Origin of the sequence: Tritonibacter scottomollicae, from assembly GCF_032924845.1 — a bacterium.
GTDB classification, from domain to species: Bacteria; Pseudomonadota; Alphaproteobacteria; order Rhodobacterales; family Rhodobacteraceae; genus Epibacterium; species Epibacterium scottomollicae.
Window position 1 is genome coordinate 1,941,094 of the sequence record NZ_CP136704.1, and the last position, 13,086, is coordinate 1,954,179.

The 13,086-nt window shown below is 57.9% G+C and carries 16 protein-coding genes and 1 tRNA gene; 4 read left to right on the forward strand and 13 right to left on the reverse strand.

Annotated elements, in window-relative coordinates:
* Positions 1-11: 11 nt before the first annotated feature.
* From R1T40_RS09900 to R1T40_RS09955, 12 genes are all read right to left on the reverse strand, one after another.
* Entirely contained in the window at positions 12-1,307 is a 1,296-nt protein-coding gene (locus R1T40_RS09900) for a phage portal protein (protein ID WP_317386972.1), read from the reverse strand.
* Positions 1,307-3,142, reverse strand: coding sequence for a terminase large subunit (locus R1T40_RS09905; protein ID WP_317386800.1), 1,836 nt, complete (start codon positions 3,140-3,142; stop codon positions 1,307-1,309). Before R1T40_RS09905 ends, R1T40_RS09900 begins: the two co-directional genes overlap by 1 nt.
* On the reverse strand, positions 3,139-3,585 hold the full coding sequence (locus R1T40_RS09910; protein WP_243395002.1) for a P27 family phage terminase small subunit: 447 nt from the start codon (positions 3,583-3,585) through the stop codon (positions 3,139-3,141). Before R1T40_RS09910 ends, R1T40_RS09905 begins: the two co-directional genes overlap by 4 nt.
* Positions 3,586-3,736: 151 nt before the next feature.
* A complete protein-coding gene (locus tag R1T40_RS09915; RefSeq protein ID WP_317386801.1) occupies positions 3,737-3,943 on the reverse strand; it encodes an HNH endonuclease in 207 nt (68 codons plus the stop codon).
* Between the two features lie 270 nt (positions 3,944-4,213).
* Positions 4,214-4,954 carry a DUF4435 domain-containing protein gene (locus tag R1T40_RS09920; RefSeq protein ID WP_317386802.1) on the reverse strand — a complete coding sequence of 247 codons (741 nt, stop codon included), beginning with the start codon at positions 4,952-4,954 and terminating at the stop codon, positions 4,214-4,216.
* A 2-nt stretch (positions 4,955-4,956) separates the two neighbouring features.
* A complete protein-coding gene (locus R1T40_RS09925) occupies positions 4,957-6,063 on the reverse strand; it encodes an AAA family ATPase (RefSeq protein WP_317386803.1) in 1,107 nt (368 codons plus the stop codon).
* Between the two features lie 162 nt (positions 6,064-6,225).
* Positions 6,226-6,957, reverse strand: a complete 732-nt coding sequence (locus tag R1T40_RS09930) for a hypothetical protein (protein ID WP_317386804.1) — start codon at positions 6,955-6,957, stop codon at positions 6,226-6,228.
* Positions 6,954-7,538 carry a hypothetical protein gene (locus R1T40_RS09935; RefSeq protein ID WP_317386805.1) on the reverse strand — a complete coding sequence of 195 codons (585 nt, stop codon included), beginning with the start codon at positions 7,536-7,538 and terminating at the stop codon, positions 6,954-6,956. Before R1T40_RS09935 ends, R1T40_RS09930 begins: the two co-directional genes overlap by 4 nt.
* Before the next feature lie 195 nt (positions 7,539-7,733).
* A complete protein-coding gene (locus R1T40_RS09940; RefSeq protein ID WP_317386806.1) occupies positions 7,734-8,387 on the reverse strand; it encodes a hypothetical protein in 654 nt (217 codons plus the stop codon).
* The gene (locus tag R1T40_RS09945; protein ID WP_317386807.1) at positions 8,384-8,794 is read right to left on the reverse strand and encodes a hypothetical protein; all 411 of its coding nucleotides are present in this window, start codon (positions 8,792-8,794) and stop codon (positions 8,384-8,386) included. The genes R1T40_RS09940 and R1T40_RS09945 overlap by 4 nt, the downstream gene beginning before the upstream one ends.
* Positions 8,795-9,034: 240 nt before the next feature.
* Positions 9,035-9,301 carry a hypothetical protein gene (locus R1T40_RS09950; RefSeq protein ID WP_317386808.1) on the reverse strand — a complete coding sequence of 89 codons (267 nt, stop codon included), beginning with the start codon at positions 9,299-9,301 and terminating at the stop codon, positions 9,035-9,037.
* Positions 9,298-9,621, reverse strand: a complete 324-nt coding sequence (locus R1T40_RS09955; protein WP_317386809.1) for a hypothetical protein — start codon at positions 9,619-9,621, stop codon at positions 9,298-9,300. Before R1T40_RS09955 ends, R1T40_RS09950 begins: the two co-directional genes overlap by 4 nt.
* Positions 9,622-9,938: 317 nt before the next feature.
* Here R1T40_RS09955 and R1T40_RS09960 point away from each other — a divergent pair, with 317 nt between their 5' ends.
* The 4 genes from R1T40_RS09960 to R1T40_RS09975 all read left to right on the forward strand — a co-directional run bounded on the left by R1T40_RS09960 (position 9,939) and on the right by R1T40_RS09975 (position 12,814).
* Positions 9,939-10,241 (forward strand): transcriptional regulator, encoded by a 303-nt coding sequence (locus tag R1T40_RS09960; protein WP_065321304.1) that lies wholly within the window; start codon positions 9,939-9,941, stop codon positions 10,239-10,241.
* 229 nt (positions 10,242-10,470) lie between these two features.
* A complete protein-coding gene (locus R1T40_RS09965; RefSeq protein WP_317386810.1) occupies positions 10,471-10,752 on the forward strand; it encodes a hypothetical protein in 282 nt (93 codons plus the stop codon).
* A gap of 116 nt (positions 10,753-10,868) precedes the next feature.
* Complete coding sequence (locus R1T40_RS09970; protein WP_317386811.1) at positions 10,869-11,276, forward strand: hypothetical protein; 408 nt, start codon at positions 10,869-10,871, stop codon at positions 11,274-11,276.
* A 446-nt stretch (positions 11,277-11,722) separates the two neighbouring features.
* A complete protein-coding gene (locus R1T40_RS09975) occupies positions 11,723-12,814 on the forward strand; it encodes a tyrosine-type recombinase/integrase (protein WP_317386812.1) in 1,092 nt (363 codons plus the stop codon).
* A gap of 74 nt (positions 12,815-12,888) precedes the next feature.
* Here R1T40_RS09975 and R1T40_RS09980 read toward each other — a convergent pair.
* Positions 12,889-12,964 (reverse strand) — tRNA-Thr (locus tag R1T40_RS09980).
* Positions 12,965-13,086 lie beyond the last annotated feature (122 nt).

A 13,086-nucleotide genomic window follows, 5' to 3' on the forward strand; every position in this document is an offset into this window, starting at 1 on the left:
CGCAGCCTCCGTCAGTTTGTGTGGGTGGTCTCGTCGCCGTCGCCCGTCTCAGGCGCGACATCGTCATCAGGGTCGGGCGCCGCCGCTGCGCCCTTGGCAAAGGCCTTGCCGGCCAGCTCAATCGGCACGGTTGCGCCCTGCACCAGAAGCACATCGCCCCCGGACAGAGGCGCGCGGTTTTCCAGTGCGCGGCCCTCGTTTGGGGTCATCAAGCCGTTCTGGATGGCCTTCACAATCGCCTCGATCCGGGTCTTGAAGTCGCCCCGCATGATGCCGTCGAGGTTCAGCTTCACATAGCGTTTGGAGCCGCGCCCGAAGATCTTCAGCGTCAGCTCCTGCTCGAACTTCTTCACCCAGCGCCGCAGCGTGTGTTTGACCAGGTGAAGATCCTGATGCTCGATATTGTTGTAATTGCCCTTGCTCAGCTCCTGCAGGAACACCGGCGGCAGCTGGTAGATCCGCGCCACCTGCCCCACCGCAAACACCTGCACCGAGGTCAGCTGCATCTTGTCCGGATCATCGCCAAGCCGCTTCAGCTCATGCCCCGCCGGCAGCGGCAGCACCGGCTTGCTCTCATCCGCCGCCCGCCGCGTCACCTTCATCAGATCCGCCGCCGCCCGCATCATCTCCTTGGCCGCCTGGAACGGGCCGGTGAGAATATAGGGCGGCACGCCATTCTTGCCGAAGACCGTCAGCGCATAGCGATTGGCATTGAGCCCCTGCCGGATGGCGCTGGCGCAGGTCATCACCGGATTGTGGCAGCCCACATGGTCCGGTTTGAGCAGAAAGGCGATGTCGATCACATCCCGGCCCGGATAGGTCTTCACCCGCCCCGAGGGCTCCCGGTAGTCATAGAACAGACGCCCGCGGTCCTTGCGCACAGTGGTGCGGTGATACTCCATCGGAAACAGGTTGATCACCCGGCCCTGACCATTGCGCTCGATGTAGGTATAGGCGCGACCCGGGCCAAAAACCTCGGCAAAGAAGGTCTCCCGCCAGCTGAAGGAGGTGGTGCTGTCATTCACCGCCGCACTCAGCACATCCGCCACCCCGCCCGTGATCTTCTTGTCGCCGCCCGCGTCGCCCGTGGCCTCAAAGACCTCGATGGGCAGACCGGCCATGGCTGCCGACAAAAAGTTGATCGCCGCCCAGACGCCGGGCAGCGACAGCGCTTCGCGCATGGTCACGCCCTCGCCCACCGCGCCGGCCAGCATCTCGGCGATCATCCCCTCGCCGCTGTCCACCACCTCGGCGCGCTGTTCCGGCTGGTCTGCGCTCTTGGCCGCCGCGCGACGGCGCCATCCCATCAATCCCACAGCACATCCTCCAGAGAATAATCCTCATCGCCCCAGGGCGACTGTTCCGTCCCGCCGCGCTCCCGGCACAGCGCAATCCCCGCCGACATCGCCAGCGAGACCATGCCGTCGATGCGGCCATGGGCCTTTTCCTTGTCAAACATCCGATGTCCGGTGCGGTTCTCCGCGTAAGTGACAGAGGCCGCCATACTGTCCAGCATCGGGTTCTGCGCCACCATCTGGCGCCCGTCGTAGATGGCGTTCTCCAGCTTGTTGATGGAATCCGGCATCCACAGGTAGATCTCGACCTCCTGCCCCGGGTTGGTTGGATCCGGTACCTTGTCGAGCACCCGTTTCTGGAAGCCCTGCGGATGCACCTCTGTCGGCAGCACCAGGCCCTTTTCCGTCAGACTGTCTTTCAGCCGCTCCAGCCCGTACTGATCGCAGGCGATCACCTCCGGCTGATAGCGGGAGGTGAGATCCGCCAACGCGTCGGCCAGCCAGGGGTATTTGAGCCGATCCCCCGGCACCGCCTCGATGAAGCCCTGCTGCACCCAGAGATCATAGGGCGCCTGATCCCGCGCCGACCGTTCCATCAGCGTGCCCTCCGGCGTCCAGAACCAGGTCTTGGAGACCAGGCGCTCGGCATCCTTGGTGGCATCCAGCACCCATGTGAGTGTCAGCGCCGAGAAGTCGCGCACCTGGCTTAGATCCAGACCGCCAAAACAGGGATAGCCCTGCGCGGTCAGCTCTTCGGGATCCACCTCACCATGACAGGCCACCCAGGCCTCGCGCCGGATCGCTGCCGTCACCGATTGCGTCCACTGGCAAAAGTGCAGCCGCGCAATGCCGTTGCGTTTGCCCGGCATCATCTTGGCCTGGCTCACCACCTTGGTGAGGTATTCCTCATCAATGGTGACCCCCAGAAGCGGGTTTACCTTTACCCAGCAGCTGGGATCATTCTCCCAGTCGTCGCCCTCATCCAGTGAGCAGATGAAGGCGAAGGTGCTGTCATCGTCTACTGCGCCGTTGACGACATTGACGCCATGCTGATGCTCTTCCCAGCAGATCGATTTCTTGTCGGTGCCTGAGTTGGTGGCCATGCACAACAGCGGCTGTTTGCGGAACTTGAAGCCCCGCTCCAGCATGTCGATCACATCCCGGTTGGGATGCTCGTGCACCTCATCGGTGAGCGCGCAATGCGGACGCGGGCCGGATTGCGCTTTCTCTGCCGAGAGCGGTTTGAACTTGCGCTTGTCGCCACCGCGCCCGCGATAGGTCATCTGCCAGACGGGGTTCTCGCCCTGCTGCTGCACCGTCCGCTTCAGCACCGGCGACTGATCCACCATCGCCACCGCATCCTGGAACAGGATCCCGGCCTGGTCTTTCTTGGCCGCCGCCGCATAGATCTCGGCGCGCGGCTCATTGTCGGCCACCATCATGTACAGGCCGATGCCGCCCAGCATGGGCGACTTGCCGTTGCCCTTGCCTTCCTCATCGTAAAACCGCGTGAACCGCCTGAGCCACGCCCCGTGGCGGGCGCTGTACTGCTTCCAGCCAAAGAGCGAGCCAATCCGGAACGCCTGGCTGGGATGCAGCTCAAAGGGCCGCCCCTCGAACTGCCCGCCATTGAGCCGCAGCACCTCCGGAAAGAAGCGGATCGCCCGCAGTGCCGCCGCCAAATCCCACTTAAGCCCCCGCTTGGGCCCCTCGATCAGGTCGCGCAGATGCCGATCCGCCGCCGCCCGCACATAAGGACCGGCCACAACCTCGCCCGCCTGCACCGCTTGCGCCCAGGCAGTCACCGGATCCTCGCTGTCCGAGGTCCGCACATGTTCCGCGCTCACGTCAGGTAGCTCTCGGGTCCGTTGGGATCCGGAAAGCTGAACCCCATCTGCCCCGCCCCCGACAGCCCGCGCTCCGCCGCCGGCGTCATGCCGAAGTCATTGGCCAGCCCGCGGATCTGGCGGAAGGTCTCATTGAGCTGCGCCACTTCGGGCCGCGCCTTGATCTGCACCCCGTTGCGCGTCTCGCTCTCATAGGTCTCGCCCAGCTCCTCCAGCTCCAGTGTCAGCCGCTCATGGCGCACCACCGCCGCACAGAGCTGACGGAACATGAACACATTGGACGGCTTCAGGCGATCCACGGTCGGATGGCACAGCGGCAAGGCCAGCCGATCAAAGGTCCAGCGCAGCTCGCCGGTCAGCCCCTCGGGCCGGATCTCCTCCAGGCGCATCCGCGCCCGCTCTTCCAGATTGTGAAGCGGCGCGCCCTCTTCCGCGAGAGCCACAACCTTTTCCTCTGTCGGTCTGCGCCCTCGCATCTCCCGGTCAACTCCTTGTTCATGTGGCTTTTTCTATTCAATTTCCACTTTGCGCAGAAAAAGGCTCCCCCTCCGGTTGCCACCGCATCCGGAATTCCTTCAGACCCTCCCCCCGGGCTTATCGGTTTGCGGGGTGCTGTGGATCCACCGGCCAGCCATCCGCGCCGCGCTCTTCCGAGTACCCGCGCGCCTCAAGCCGTTGTTTGTTCTGATCATGATCATCCGGGCACAGCGTCTGCAGATTGCCCGGATCCAGGAACAGCGCCTGATCACCTCGATGCGGGACCACATGATCCACCACCAGGCGGCATCGCTTTGGGTTCACCTGTCGAGATCCTGACGCCGTCAGTGAACCGTCGTTCAGGATCCCCCGCCGCAGACACGCCCGGCACAGTGGCTCCCGCGCCAGATGCTGAGGCCGCAGCCGACGTCGCCACGCCGACAGGTTGTACAAATGGTGGTATTCGCTCCGCGCCGTCATCGCATACCCCCGGAACGCAAAAACGCCCGCCGGTTTCCCGTGGGCGCATTTAGTGATGATGCATATCTACTGCCATGCCGGTGACATTGGCGTCAAGGGGGGATGTGGGGGAGGCTATCGTTCCATAATTTCAGCTATACATTCCTTCAATCGATTAAAATTCTCACCTCTCCGTGAGCCACCAATTGTAATCAATTGCCGGGTACTAAACTTCACATCACGACCCTTTCGAGAGAGTTGCCTATGCAAAATTGCCATGAGTGACTTTCCCCTAACCAATCTCCGAAAGTCTCCTCCTAGTTCTTGGCGTAATGTATTTGGGTAAGTTTCACCTTCCAGCAAAGAGCTCTCCTCTATATAAAAGCTTTCATCGTCTAAAACTTTATTCGGATGCGTGCGAAAAGAACCACTCTTGCCGCGCAATACGCGGCTAACTACTAATGCATACCAATCCAGAAATTTTTGAATATCCACATTGAAAAGTGCCATCTCCTCTGGACCCATGAAATCCTCAAGTTCACCATCAATGAAAAGGTCATTTTCAATAGAGTATCCGTTGGTTTGAACGAGATTATTGTCAAAATGATCTGTGTGCGGAGTATGGACCCACAGATCTTTATCGACCACAAAGGCGAAAGTTACATTGGAAGCTCCTGATAGCATTTGCCTTAACCTCAAAACAGAATCCTTGTTTCCTGCTGGCAAAACATCTAGCCCTAGGTGGGATAGATCTTCCTCTATCTTTCGATAAAAAATAATGTCATCACTTCCTTCAACGAGTACAGTTGGAAGTGAAGTGCGCTTGAGCAATTGAAATAACTCATCAACGGTGGGGTGAAGTGCTCCATTTGCCACGTTTATTCCCCCCGATCCAGCCCTATCGCTACCTCCTTGTCTGGGTATTTTCCATATATAAACGGCGAATGAGTTGCGATAATGAATTGATTTTTTGACTCTTGGCTTTCCAGAATACCAAACAACTGCCTTTGCCAATCTACGTGCAAACTCAATTCAGGCTCATCGATTAAGAATACCGTATCTTTATGGAAGGCATTATAGCAAATAAAACTAAGCATTTGCTTCTCTCCTGCGGACAATACGTCACTATTTACGGCGTCTGCAGCATCTCCAAAATTTAGGCGCGTGCCAAATGATATCCCAGAATGGTGAAAAAGTTTCTCCACTAACTCTCGCACTGCATCCAACGGCTTCATTATATCCTTGCGAAATACTTCAATACTCTCAATTTCACTCCTTGTTTCGGAAAGTAGTGATCTAGCGTTTACGGTGCTTGACCCTGCCTCCTCATAGTCTCGAATCTTTTCAATCACCTCCTTCGAAACTCTGGATTGAAAAGAGCTAATTTCCTCTGAAAATGATGCATATCTCCTTAGCAAAAGCTGAACAATGTCTTGTGTGGAAATTGCGGAAACAAAAACGTGATCTTCATTGCCCAATCTATTCGACAAGTTCGTCAGAGCCTCATCGACTTCAGACTTTGTTCTACTAGTTTGGCGCCCAACTCGCTTTTGAGTGACCCGCATAGAGAAGCCACCTTCTATCCTTCTAAATGTTGGAAAAAAAACACTACCACCAATGCTGGAAACAAACCCGTTGGCTTTATCTTCGGCAGCCTCCGTGAATGGATTGAGATTCTCTTCGTCATCGTCATCTTCAAATAGGTATTCTGTTCCTTCGTGAGTCACTTCAACTGAGCAGTGAACAGGGCCAGTTCTGATAACTTTACAACGATATTCACTAGTAAATATTTCACATGTTTGAAATTCGACCTCTCGAAGTGCGAGAAGTATGTTTCCGCTTATGATGAACCAAGCCAGTTTCATCATTGTAGTTTTTCCAGATCCGTTTCGGCCAGTTAGGATGTTTAAATCTCTATTTAGTTCAAATACTCGTTCTCCCTCCACTCCCAAGAGGCCAGTAGTTACAATCTTTTCAATATACATGGTCTTTAAAGTCCTTCAGGTTCAACATTCCTCCGTACTTCAAGTTCAGGGAACGCATTGTGATGAAACGCTAGAAATTCCAGTCATGCTTATGCGTAGCAGTGGAATAGTTCTTCTACCATGCATCCAGTACAGCAGTATGTCACGGACAGTCTAGCTGCATCACCAACCCATCCGCCCCAGCGCCTCCGCCAAAGCCTGTCGCAACGCTCCCGATGTCAGTCCCTGAACACTCCACCCATGCGCCCGCAGCACCGCGCTGATCGGCTTGTCCTCCAGACACACCATATCCACCAACCGTCGATCCGCGATGTTCACGCGCGAGCCCCGTTTGGACGGTCGGATTTTACGGACTGCCATGGCGGTACTGGTGCCGATGCGCCTGCGGATGCGCTCGATCTCTTCGCGATCCCGCAGCACCGCATCAATGAAGCTGGCACTGCCGCCATCGCCGCTGCGGAGTGCCTCAACAGACGAACACCGGACACCGGCGCAGGCATGGCGCTCGACCAGATCCCGGTAGTAGCGCCCAGCCGCCACCTGCTCGCGGGTAAAGGGCGCGGGCTTACCGTTGCTGACCGCCTTGGCCGTCATCACGTCAAACACATCCGCGCGCTGCACTGCCGACCGGCCACGATAGCCCGAGGGGCGGGCGACCCAGTCGTTTTTGCCATCAGGAAACAGGCTCATCGGCTGGAACACACGGATCGCTCCCCGGGCCGGACCTTCTGGGATGGCATCACCGCAGATCTCCGGCACCTGCCCCCTCGCCTTCACCGCAGCGATGCGATCCACCTCTGCCTTCAGGCGCAGATGGCGCGCCGCCATGAACTTTGCCACCGGGGTCAGATCCGCCACGCCATCAGATGCGACGATCACAACATGCTCGCTCATGCTGCTGCACCTCGCTGCGCCTGGTCTGCGATCTCCCGACATTTCTGCAGCGCTTCAGACCGGCGGGCGCGAAAGCTCTCATCCTCCATCGACAGGTGATCCCCGCGGCCAACGCGCATCTCGATATCCGCCATCCGGCGCACAGCCCCATCCGCTTCATTGCGGATCTGGGTGATGGTGTACGGCCCCGGCCAAACGCGCGCACCGCGCAGGTAGCGCAGCAACTCCGGCGCCCAGCCCTCGGCCAGCGCCTTATGTCCAAGTTCTTCTGCAAAGGCCTTCAACAACAACGGCGAAGGCCCGTTGTCCGGAAGCTGGATATCGCGCGCCTTGTTCAGGATCTTCAGCCCAATGGGGAACCTATCCTTATCCTTGCCGCCCGGGTGCGCCTCAACCCAATCCCGCAAGATCGCAAGGTTTGCCGGGGTCATATACGCCAGTTTCTGACGCAGCTCACGGAGCATCACCGCAAACTGCGCCTTGGTCAGCGTCGAGGGCCGCGCCAGCCCCAACGCCTCCAGCGGTGTGATCAGCAAATCCTGCACTCGCGCCTCACCGGCGGCCTGTTCTTTCGCATCCATTTCTGCACCTCTTCTTCTCAGCGTTCCGACATATCCACAGGCTGCTCGGCCCGAGTGGGAGCGGAACGAAATCTCATTTCATATTCTCTCATTTCATTTCCTTTCTTATGTCTGGAACTGTTCCACTCTGTTCGGAACTGTTCTGGTATGTTCCGTTCTGTTCCGCCCACAGATGGCCGGATTTCTTCAATGTTTTCAGGGGGCGCGGCGCGGGCGACCCACAATACCCTCAGATACCGCCTCTTTGAGGGCACGTCCGATGGAGGCTTGGAACTGCGGCATACGCCGCTGACCTGGGTGGTGCTTGAGCAGCCAGTCATCCACCCAAGCCACGGCCAGCTCATCGGAACACAGATCCTCGCTGCAGCCGATGTCGCGCAGCACCTCGATCAGCCGCTTGCGCCGCGCATAGACCGCCTTGTCTTCATTGCTGGCCTTGTGCTCCAGGTGACCGCGCAGCGCGGCCTCCATCACCTCCTGAACCACCGGATGCGCCAGGCGAATTGCGCCATTGTCACAGCGCACCGGGTGCCAGTTATAGAGCGGGTTAAACGCACGCTCTTTGAGCGAGATCCACCGATCCAGCGGCAAGCCCAGCAGAAAGGCCAAACTGTCGTCGTCGCTGGGCAAGGTCCCCAAGGGAGCCTCACCATGCGACTTGAAGAACAGCTCCATACCAAAGAAGCCGACTTCCGGATCACGGTAGGCCTTGCGCCGGAAGTCGCTGCGGTCATAGCGATCATGGTTGAACGGCATGAAGTAATGCGAGTCCAACCGGCTTTCAGCCGAGATCGGATATTCTGGCAGATCCGAGGCCTCCACCAGTTTGACCTGCGCAACCTGTGTCATTTGACCCTCACCAGATTACGCGGGCCAACGGCGTCTTTGATCTGATCCAGCGTCTTGGACATCGAGGACACGCGAGAGATGACAGCCTCAAGGCTCTCCACCTCCAACTTCGCGGCGGTCAGACGCGCCTGTGTATCCTGCATGAACTTGCGGATTTCATCGCCAAGGGCGGCCATGTCGTCATTGCCGCCGTCCGGCCCAAAGAACTCATCCCGGATGCCTGCGACCCAGCCCGGCATGACATTCAGCACTTTGGCCACTGTGTCATCAGTTTCCCCACCGCAGTAGCACTGCCGATCATGATCATAGACCTCGTTCAGAATATCCATGATCTCGCGCTTTTGTACCCGCGTCGGTTCACGCGGAGCCGTTTCGGCAGGTGTTTTCTGCTCTGTTTTTGCTGCCATCTTTTCCACCTTTCTCTTTGCCTCACAGGTGCCGCATCGCAGTCGTTTGCCAATGTAGGACCACCCCAACCGTTGAATTTTTGACACCGCCTGGCCGTGCCCGTCGCTGCCATCCCGCCCATGGCGGGCCGCGACCGTGTCCTCGCGCCCGCAATCATCGCAAATGCAGCGGTAGCGTGGTGCGCCGCGCGCATCTCGAACCGGATCAAGCGCCATAGTGGCCCCCTGTTGCACCCAACATCAGGCCGCCTCCCCGAACAGAGACGACAGCTCGCTATCCAGCGCCTCGATCATCAACGGGCCGTTATCCAGCGCGTTGCTCCGCGCCATTTTGCGGTAGGACCCGGCCCAACCCCGATAGCGGCAGATCTGAGAACAGGTCTGCATTGAGGTCTCGGTAAATTCGGCCATATCCCGGAGGGTGCATTCTCCGGCGCTATCATGGATCAGCCACCAGATCTGATAGGCGATCCGCTCGATGCGGGGTGAGGATCTCTGCAACATCATGCGGCCCTCGCCAATCGATCCTGAAAGAACGCCGCCGCGCCGGGATCGGTGAGGATCATCAGCAAGGCAGTATGGCTGGCGGGCGCTGTCACCGCGCCCCACCAGTTGAGCGCGGTCTGAAACGAGACATCGCAGAACAGCGCCACCTCGCGCGGGCTGTGAAACCGTGCGTGGAAGTAGGCAGACCAAAGGTCAGGTGCGCTGATCTTCAGCGCATAAGGATCCAACTGATTTGACCAAGACGCTTGGTCAGCTGACGTGCCACGCTGGTCGCATGGCACGTCATTGTTCACGATCAGGGTTAGACGCGGGCGGCTCATGCGGCGGCGTCCTTTGCATCATTCTCACCCGCAACTGCAAGAAATGAGAAGAGACCGCGATTTGGTTCACAAACCTCAGCCTCCACTGCCATCACACAGAGTGCATCATACCAAGCAGCAGGTAGGACACCTACCTGCATATGGGTGTGTACCGTCGTCGGACTCTTGCCGAGACGTGCAGCGACGGCCCTGTATCCGCCAAGCTGATTGATCAGATTTCTTGTGCTCATGCACAACGGATAGTCCGAATAATTCAGACCATCAAGATCCGACGATGAGAAAGTTCAATTTATTCGGACCTGAAGTAGATAGTCCCTATGAACATCGACACCAAAGAACGCCTAGCCCGCACGGGAGACGTATCGCCCGAAGCTATTCGAGTGCGTCTTCTGGCCGCGCGCAATTCTCTCGGTCTGCAGCAGCTAGAAGTAGCGAAGCAACTTGGCTTGAAGAAGACTACATTCCATAGTCAGGAGAGTAGAGGTGCCCCAAGCATCGCCACTATGAAGTATTACTATCGGCAGCACCGCATCGACTTTAATTTCATTCTTCATGGTGACTTTGCTCAACTTCCGCAGGACGTTCAGGACAGGCTCTTCTCAGCGCTGCAAGACGAATAGTCCAAAGCGGATCAAAAATTAGGTTGAGATCCACCCCAATACGGCGCGCCAGCGCCAACACCTGTAACAAACTTACCTCTCCGATTCCCATATGTTCCGTTTTTGTTCTCATATAATCTGAACTCACAGGCAAACGCCAACACGAAATTATCCGAAATATTTGAACCAGCGCCTTGACCAGTCCATATTTTTCGGATTACGTCATCCCCATCAACCGATGGAGGATTGAATGCAAGACAGACTGGAAACCGTGCTGCGGGACGCGCAGCAGATCGCAGGTTCGCCCGAGGAACACCTCGACAGCCCGCATCTCTTCACAACCGCATGGGCAACACTGAAGGCCGCGCGCGGCCAGGGCTTTGACCCAGCACGCCTGCGGGCTGCGCATCTGATCGAGCGCCCGGCCCCCACACCCGAACCCACCGAACAGGTCTTGGAGCGTGTGGGCTACAAAGTGCGTCGCGTAATGGCGGATCGCCAGAACACTCCGCACGGCCCCCATGCGGCGTAAGGCGAGGCGCACCCGCAATGACAAACCCTACCTCTCAAGGTTCCGCGTCCATAGCGGACGAACTCCAAGGGCGCCGCCCTTGCCCGAATAACGAACACCCGCGCCGCGCTGGAGGATTGCGCGCCGCGGTTAAACCCGAGGTTTCGCGCCGGTCTTGCGGTGCGGACAACGCGCGGGCGGATCAATCCTCCAAATTGCCCACCGCCCGCGCATCATCTGCCGAGATCAACACCCTGACGCTCTACGCCGCGACAGAGGCCCTCAGGGCGACGCCGATGCATCAGAGATCGGCGCAGTTTGCAGATCTCGGCGGATGCATCACCGCACCAGCGTCGGACGCATGGGTCTATGATGAGGCGCTCTGGCTGGTCGATCTGATGGGCATTCCATGCGTCGGCACATCCCGCCAAAACGCGCTTAGCAACTGGATCAAGACCGCCTCGGCGCGCGTACCACGCCGCGCCAGCGATGGCCGCCCGGATTGCCCCTACAACGGCCAATCCTCCGCACCAGCAACGCGCTGACCACCACTCACACACCCGCCGCATTACCGGCATCTACCGGGGCAATACCACCGCTCACGCAAAACAATACGCGCCCCGGGCGCACGAACTTTAGGACGGCTTGAACATGTACTTGCCAATGCAAGCACCAATAACTCAACACAACGCGACGCTGGCCTACGGAGCTCTGCGCCCTCCCGACAGCAAGGCCAGCGCACTCAGCGCAAAAACGCACCTCGATGTAGGTCAGGTTACATTGCACCCCATCGAGCGTCAGCCTTGGGCCTGGAAGGGTTAGCCATGGCTGCGACCAGATTCACAAAGGCAGAAATCACGCGAGCAGTGGAGGCTGCAAAGGCCTGTGATCTTGTGGTTTCCGCTGTGGAAATCGGTCCGGACGGATCCATCAAAATTTTCTGCCCAGTGGACGAGCCTGAGAAAAAGCGCAATTCTCAAGGGCCAAAACAATGGTGACCGACGTGCGCAAGAACTATCCCGGCCTAACAGTTGAAACGCTGAAATCAGGCAAGCAACGCATTCGGGTGCGCGTCGAAGGCTACCCAAATCGAAAGATTCGCCTCAATATCGGGATGGATCACCCTAAGTTTTCAGAGCACTACTGGAGCGCACGCGCGGGTATCGAATTGGAGCATGAGCCAGAAACGACCGCCGTTCGCCAATCGATCCAATGGCTGGCAGACAAGTACCTTCGGCACCTGGAACGTATGGTCGAGGCCCGACAGGCTTCTGCAGCAACACTTCGCCAGCGCAAAAGCCTTCTAACTCGCCTGTGCCAGCACAAGACAGATGATGGCGATGAATACGGAGAAATGAGTCTGAACGCACCGCCAGCGGCCTTTGTGAAAGTGCGGGATGCGCGCGCAGCAACACCAGCAGAAGCTGACAACATGATGAAAGCTGCCCGATCAATGTATCACTGGGCTTGTGACGCTGGGCATGCCGAGATGAACCCACTCGTGGGGATAAAGAAAATCCACCGCAGCCAAGGCGGCGCAACTCCATGGACGCCCGATGACCTGCGCAAATTCAAAGAAGCCCACCCCACCGGGACCATGGCTCATCTTGCGCTAACGATTCACATGTTCACAGCGGCTAGATCGAGTGATGCAATTTGGTTGGGCCGCAAGCAGGAATTCGCAAGCCACGGCACACGGTGGCTGGGATGGCAGCCAAAGAAACGCGGCGCTGCTTTTGTCGAAATCCCCATGGCCGCACCGTTGCGCGAAGCTATCTCTGCAGTGGCCAGAATTGGCGACGCCTACATTCTGAGTGAGCACGGCAATCCATTCAAAAGTGCTGACACCTACCGCAATTGGTTCAGGAAACGCTGTGATGAAGCAGGCCTGCAGGGCAGGTCATCCCATGGCGTGAGAAAGGCCTTGGCTGAACTTCTGGCCGAAGAAGGGTGCAGTGAGCACCAGATCATGGCCGTTCTATCACACACGCAGCCAAGTACCTCTGCAATCTACACGAAAGGCGCAGAACGTCGCGCGATGGCCGCCGAAGCGATGCGCTCTATTAGTGGATTTTCCTGGTGATGTGGACCACGCGCAGTTTCAGTGTGGTCCAGAATCAAAAATAACTCATCTTTATCAATGCGTTATTTGTAAAATGGTGCCCCCACACGGACTCGAACCGCGGACCTACTGATTACAAATCAGTTGCTCTACCAGCTGAGCTATAGGGGCCTTTCGCGGCGGGATAATCACTTTGGCGCGGCTTGGCAAGAGACAAAATGAACGAGACCGGAGATGGATTCACACCAGCGGGACGGGCTCCTCATTTTGCAGCTGGGCCATCGATAAGTTGC

What these genes read in the sequence shown, in the direction of transcription:
- R1T40_RS09965 (WP_317386810.1), top strand. Translation starts at nt 10,471, where the DNA reads ATGCAAGACAGACTGGAAACCGTGCTGCGGGACGCGCAGCAGATCGCA.
- R1T40_RS09945 (WP_317386807.1), bottom strand. Translation starts at nt 8,794, where the DNA reads ATGGCAGCAAAAACAGAGCAGAAAACACCTGCCGAAACGGCTCCGCGT.
- R1T40_RS09925 (WP_317386803.1), bottom strand. Translation starts at nt 6,063, where the DNA reads ATGTATATTGAAAAGATTGTAACTACTGGCCTCTTGGGAGTGGAGGGA.
- R1T40_RS09900 (WP_317386972.1), bottom strand. Translation starts at nt 1,307, where the DNA reads ATGGGATGGCGCCGTCGCGCGGCGGCCAAGAGCGCAGACCAGCCGGAA.
- R1T40_RS09935 (WP_317386805.1), bottom strand. Translation starts at nt 7,538, where the DNA reads ATGGATGCGAAAGAACAGGCCGCCGGTGAGGCGCGAGTGCAGGATTTG.
- R1T40_RS09955 (WP_317386809.1), bottom strand. Translation starts at nt 9,621, where the DNA reads ATGAGCCGCCCGCGTCTAACCCTGATCGTGAACAATGACGTGCCATGC.
- R1T40_RS09960 (WP_065321304.1), top strand. Translation starts at nt 9,939, where the DNA reads ATGAACATCGACACCAAAGAACGCCTAGCCCGCACGGGAGACGTATCG.
- R1T40_RS09930 (WP_317386804.1), bottom strand. Translation starts at nt 6,957, where the DNA reads ATGAGCGAGCATGTTGTGATCGTCGCATCTGATGGCGTGGCGGATCTG.
- R1T40_RS09950 (WP_317386808.1), bottom strand. Translation starts at nt 9,301, where the DNA reads ATGATGTTGCAGAGATCCTCACCCCGCATCGAGCGGATCGCCTATCAG.
- R1T40_RS09940 (WP_317386806.1), bottom strand. Translation starts at nt 8,387, where the DNA reads ATGACACAGGTTGCGCAGGTCAAACTGGTGGAGGCCTCGGATCTGCCA.
- R1T40_RS09975 (WP_317386812.1), top strand. Translation starts at nt 11,723, where the DNA reads ATGGTGACCGACGTGCGCAAGAACTATCCCGGCCTAACAGTTGAAACG.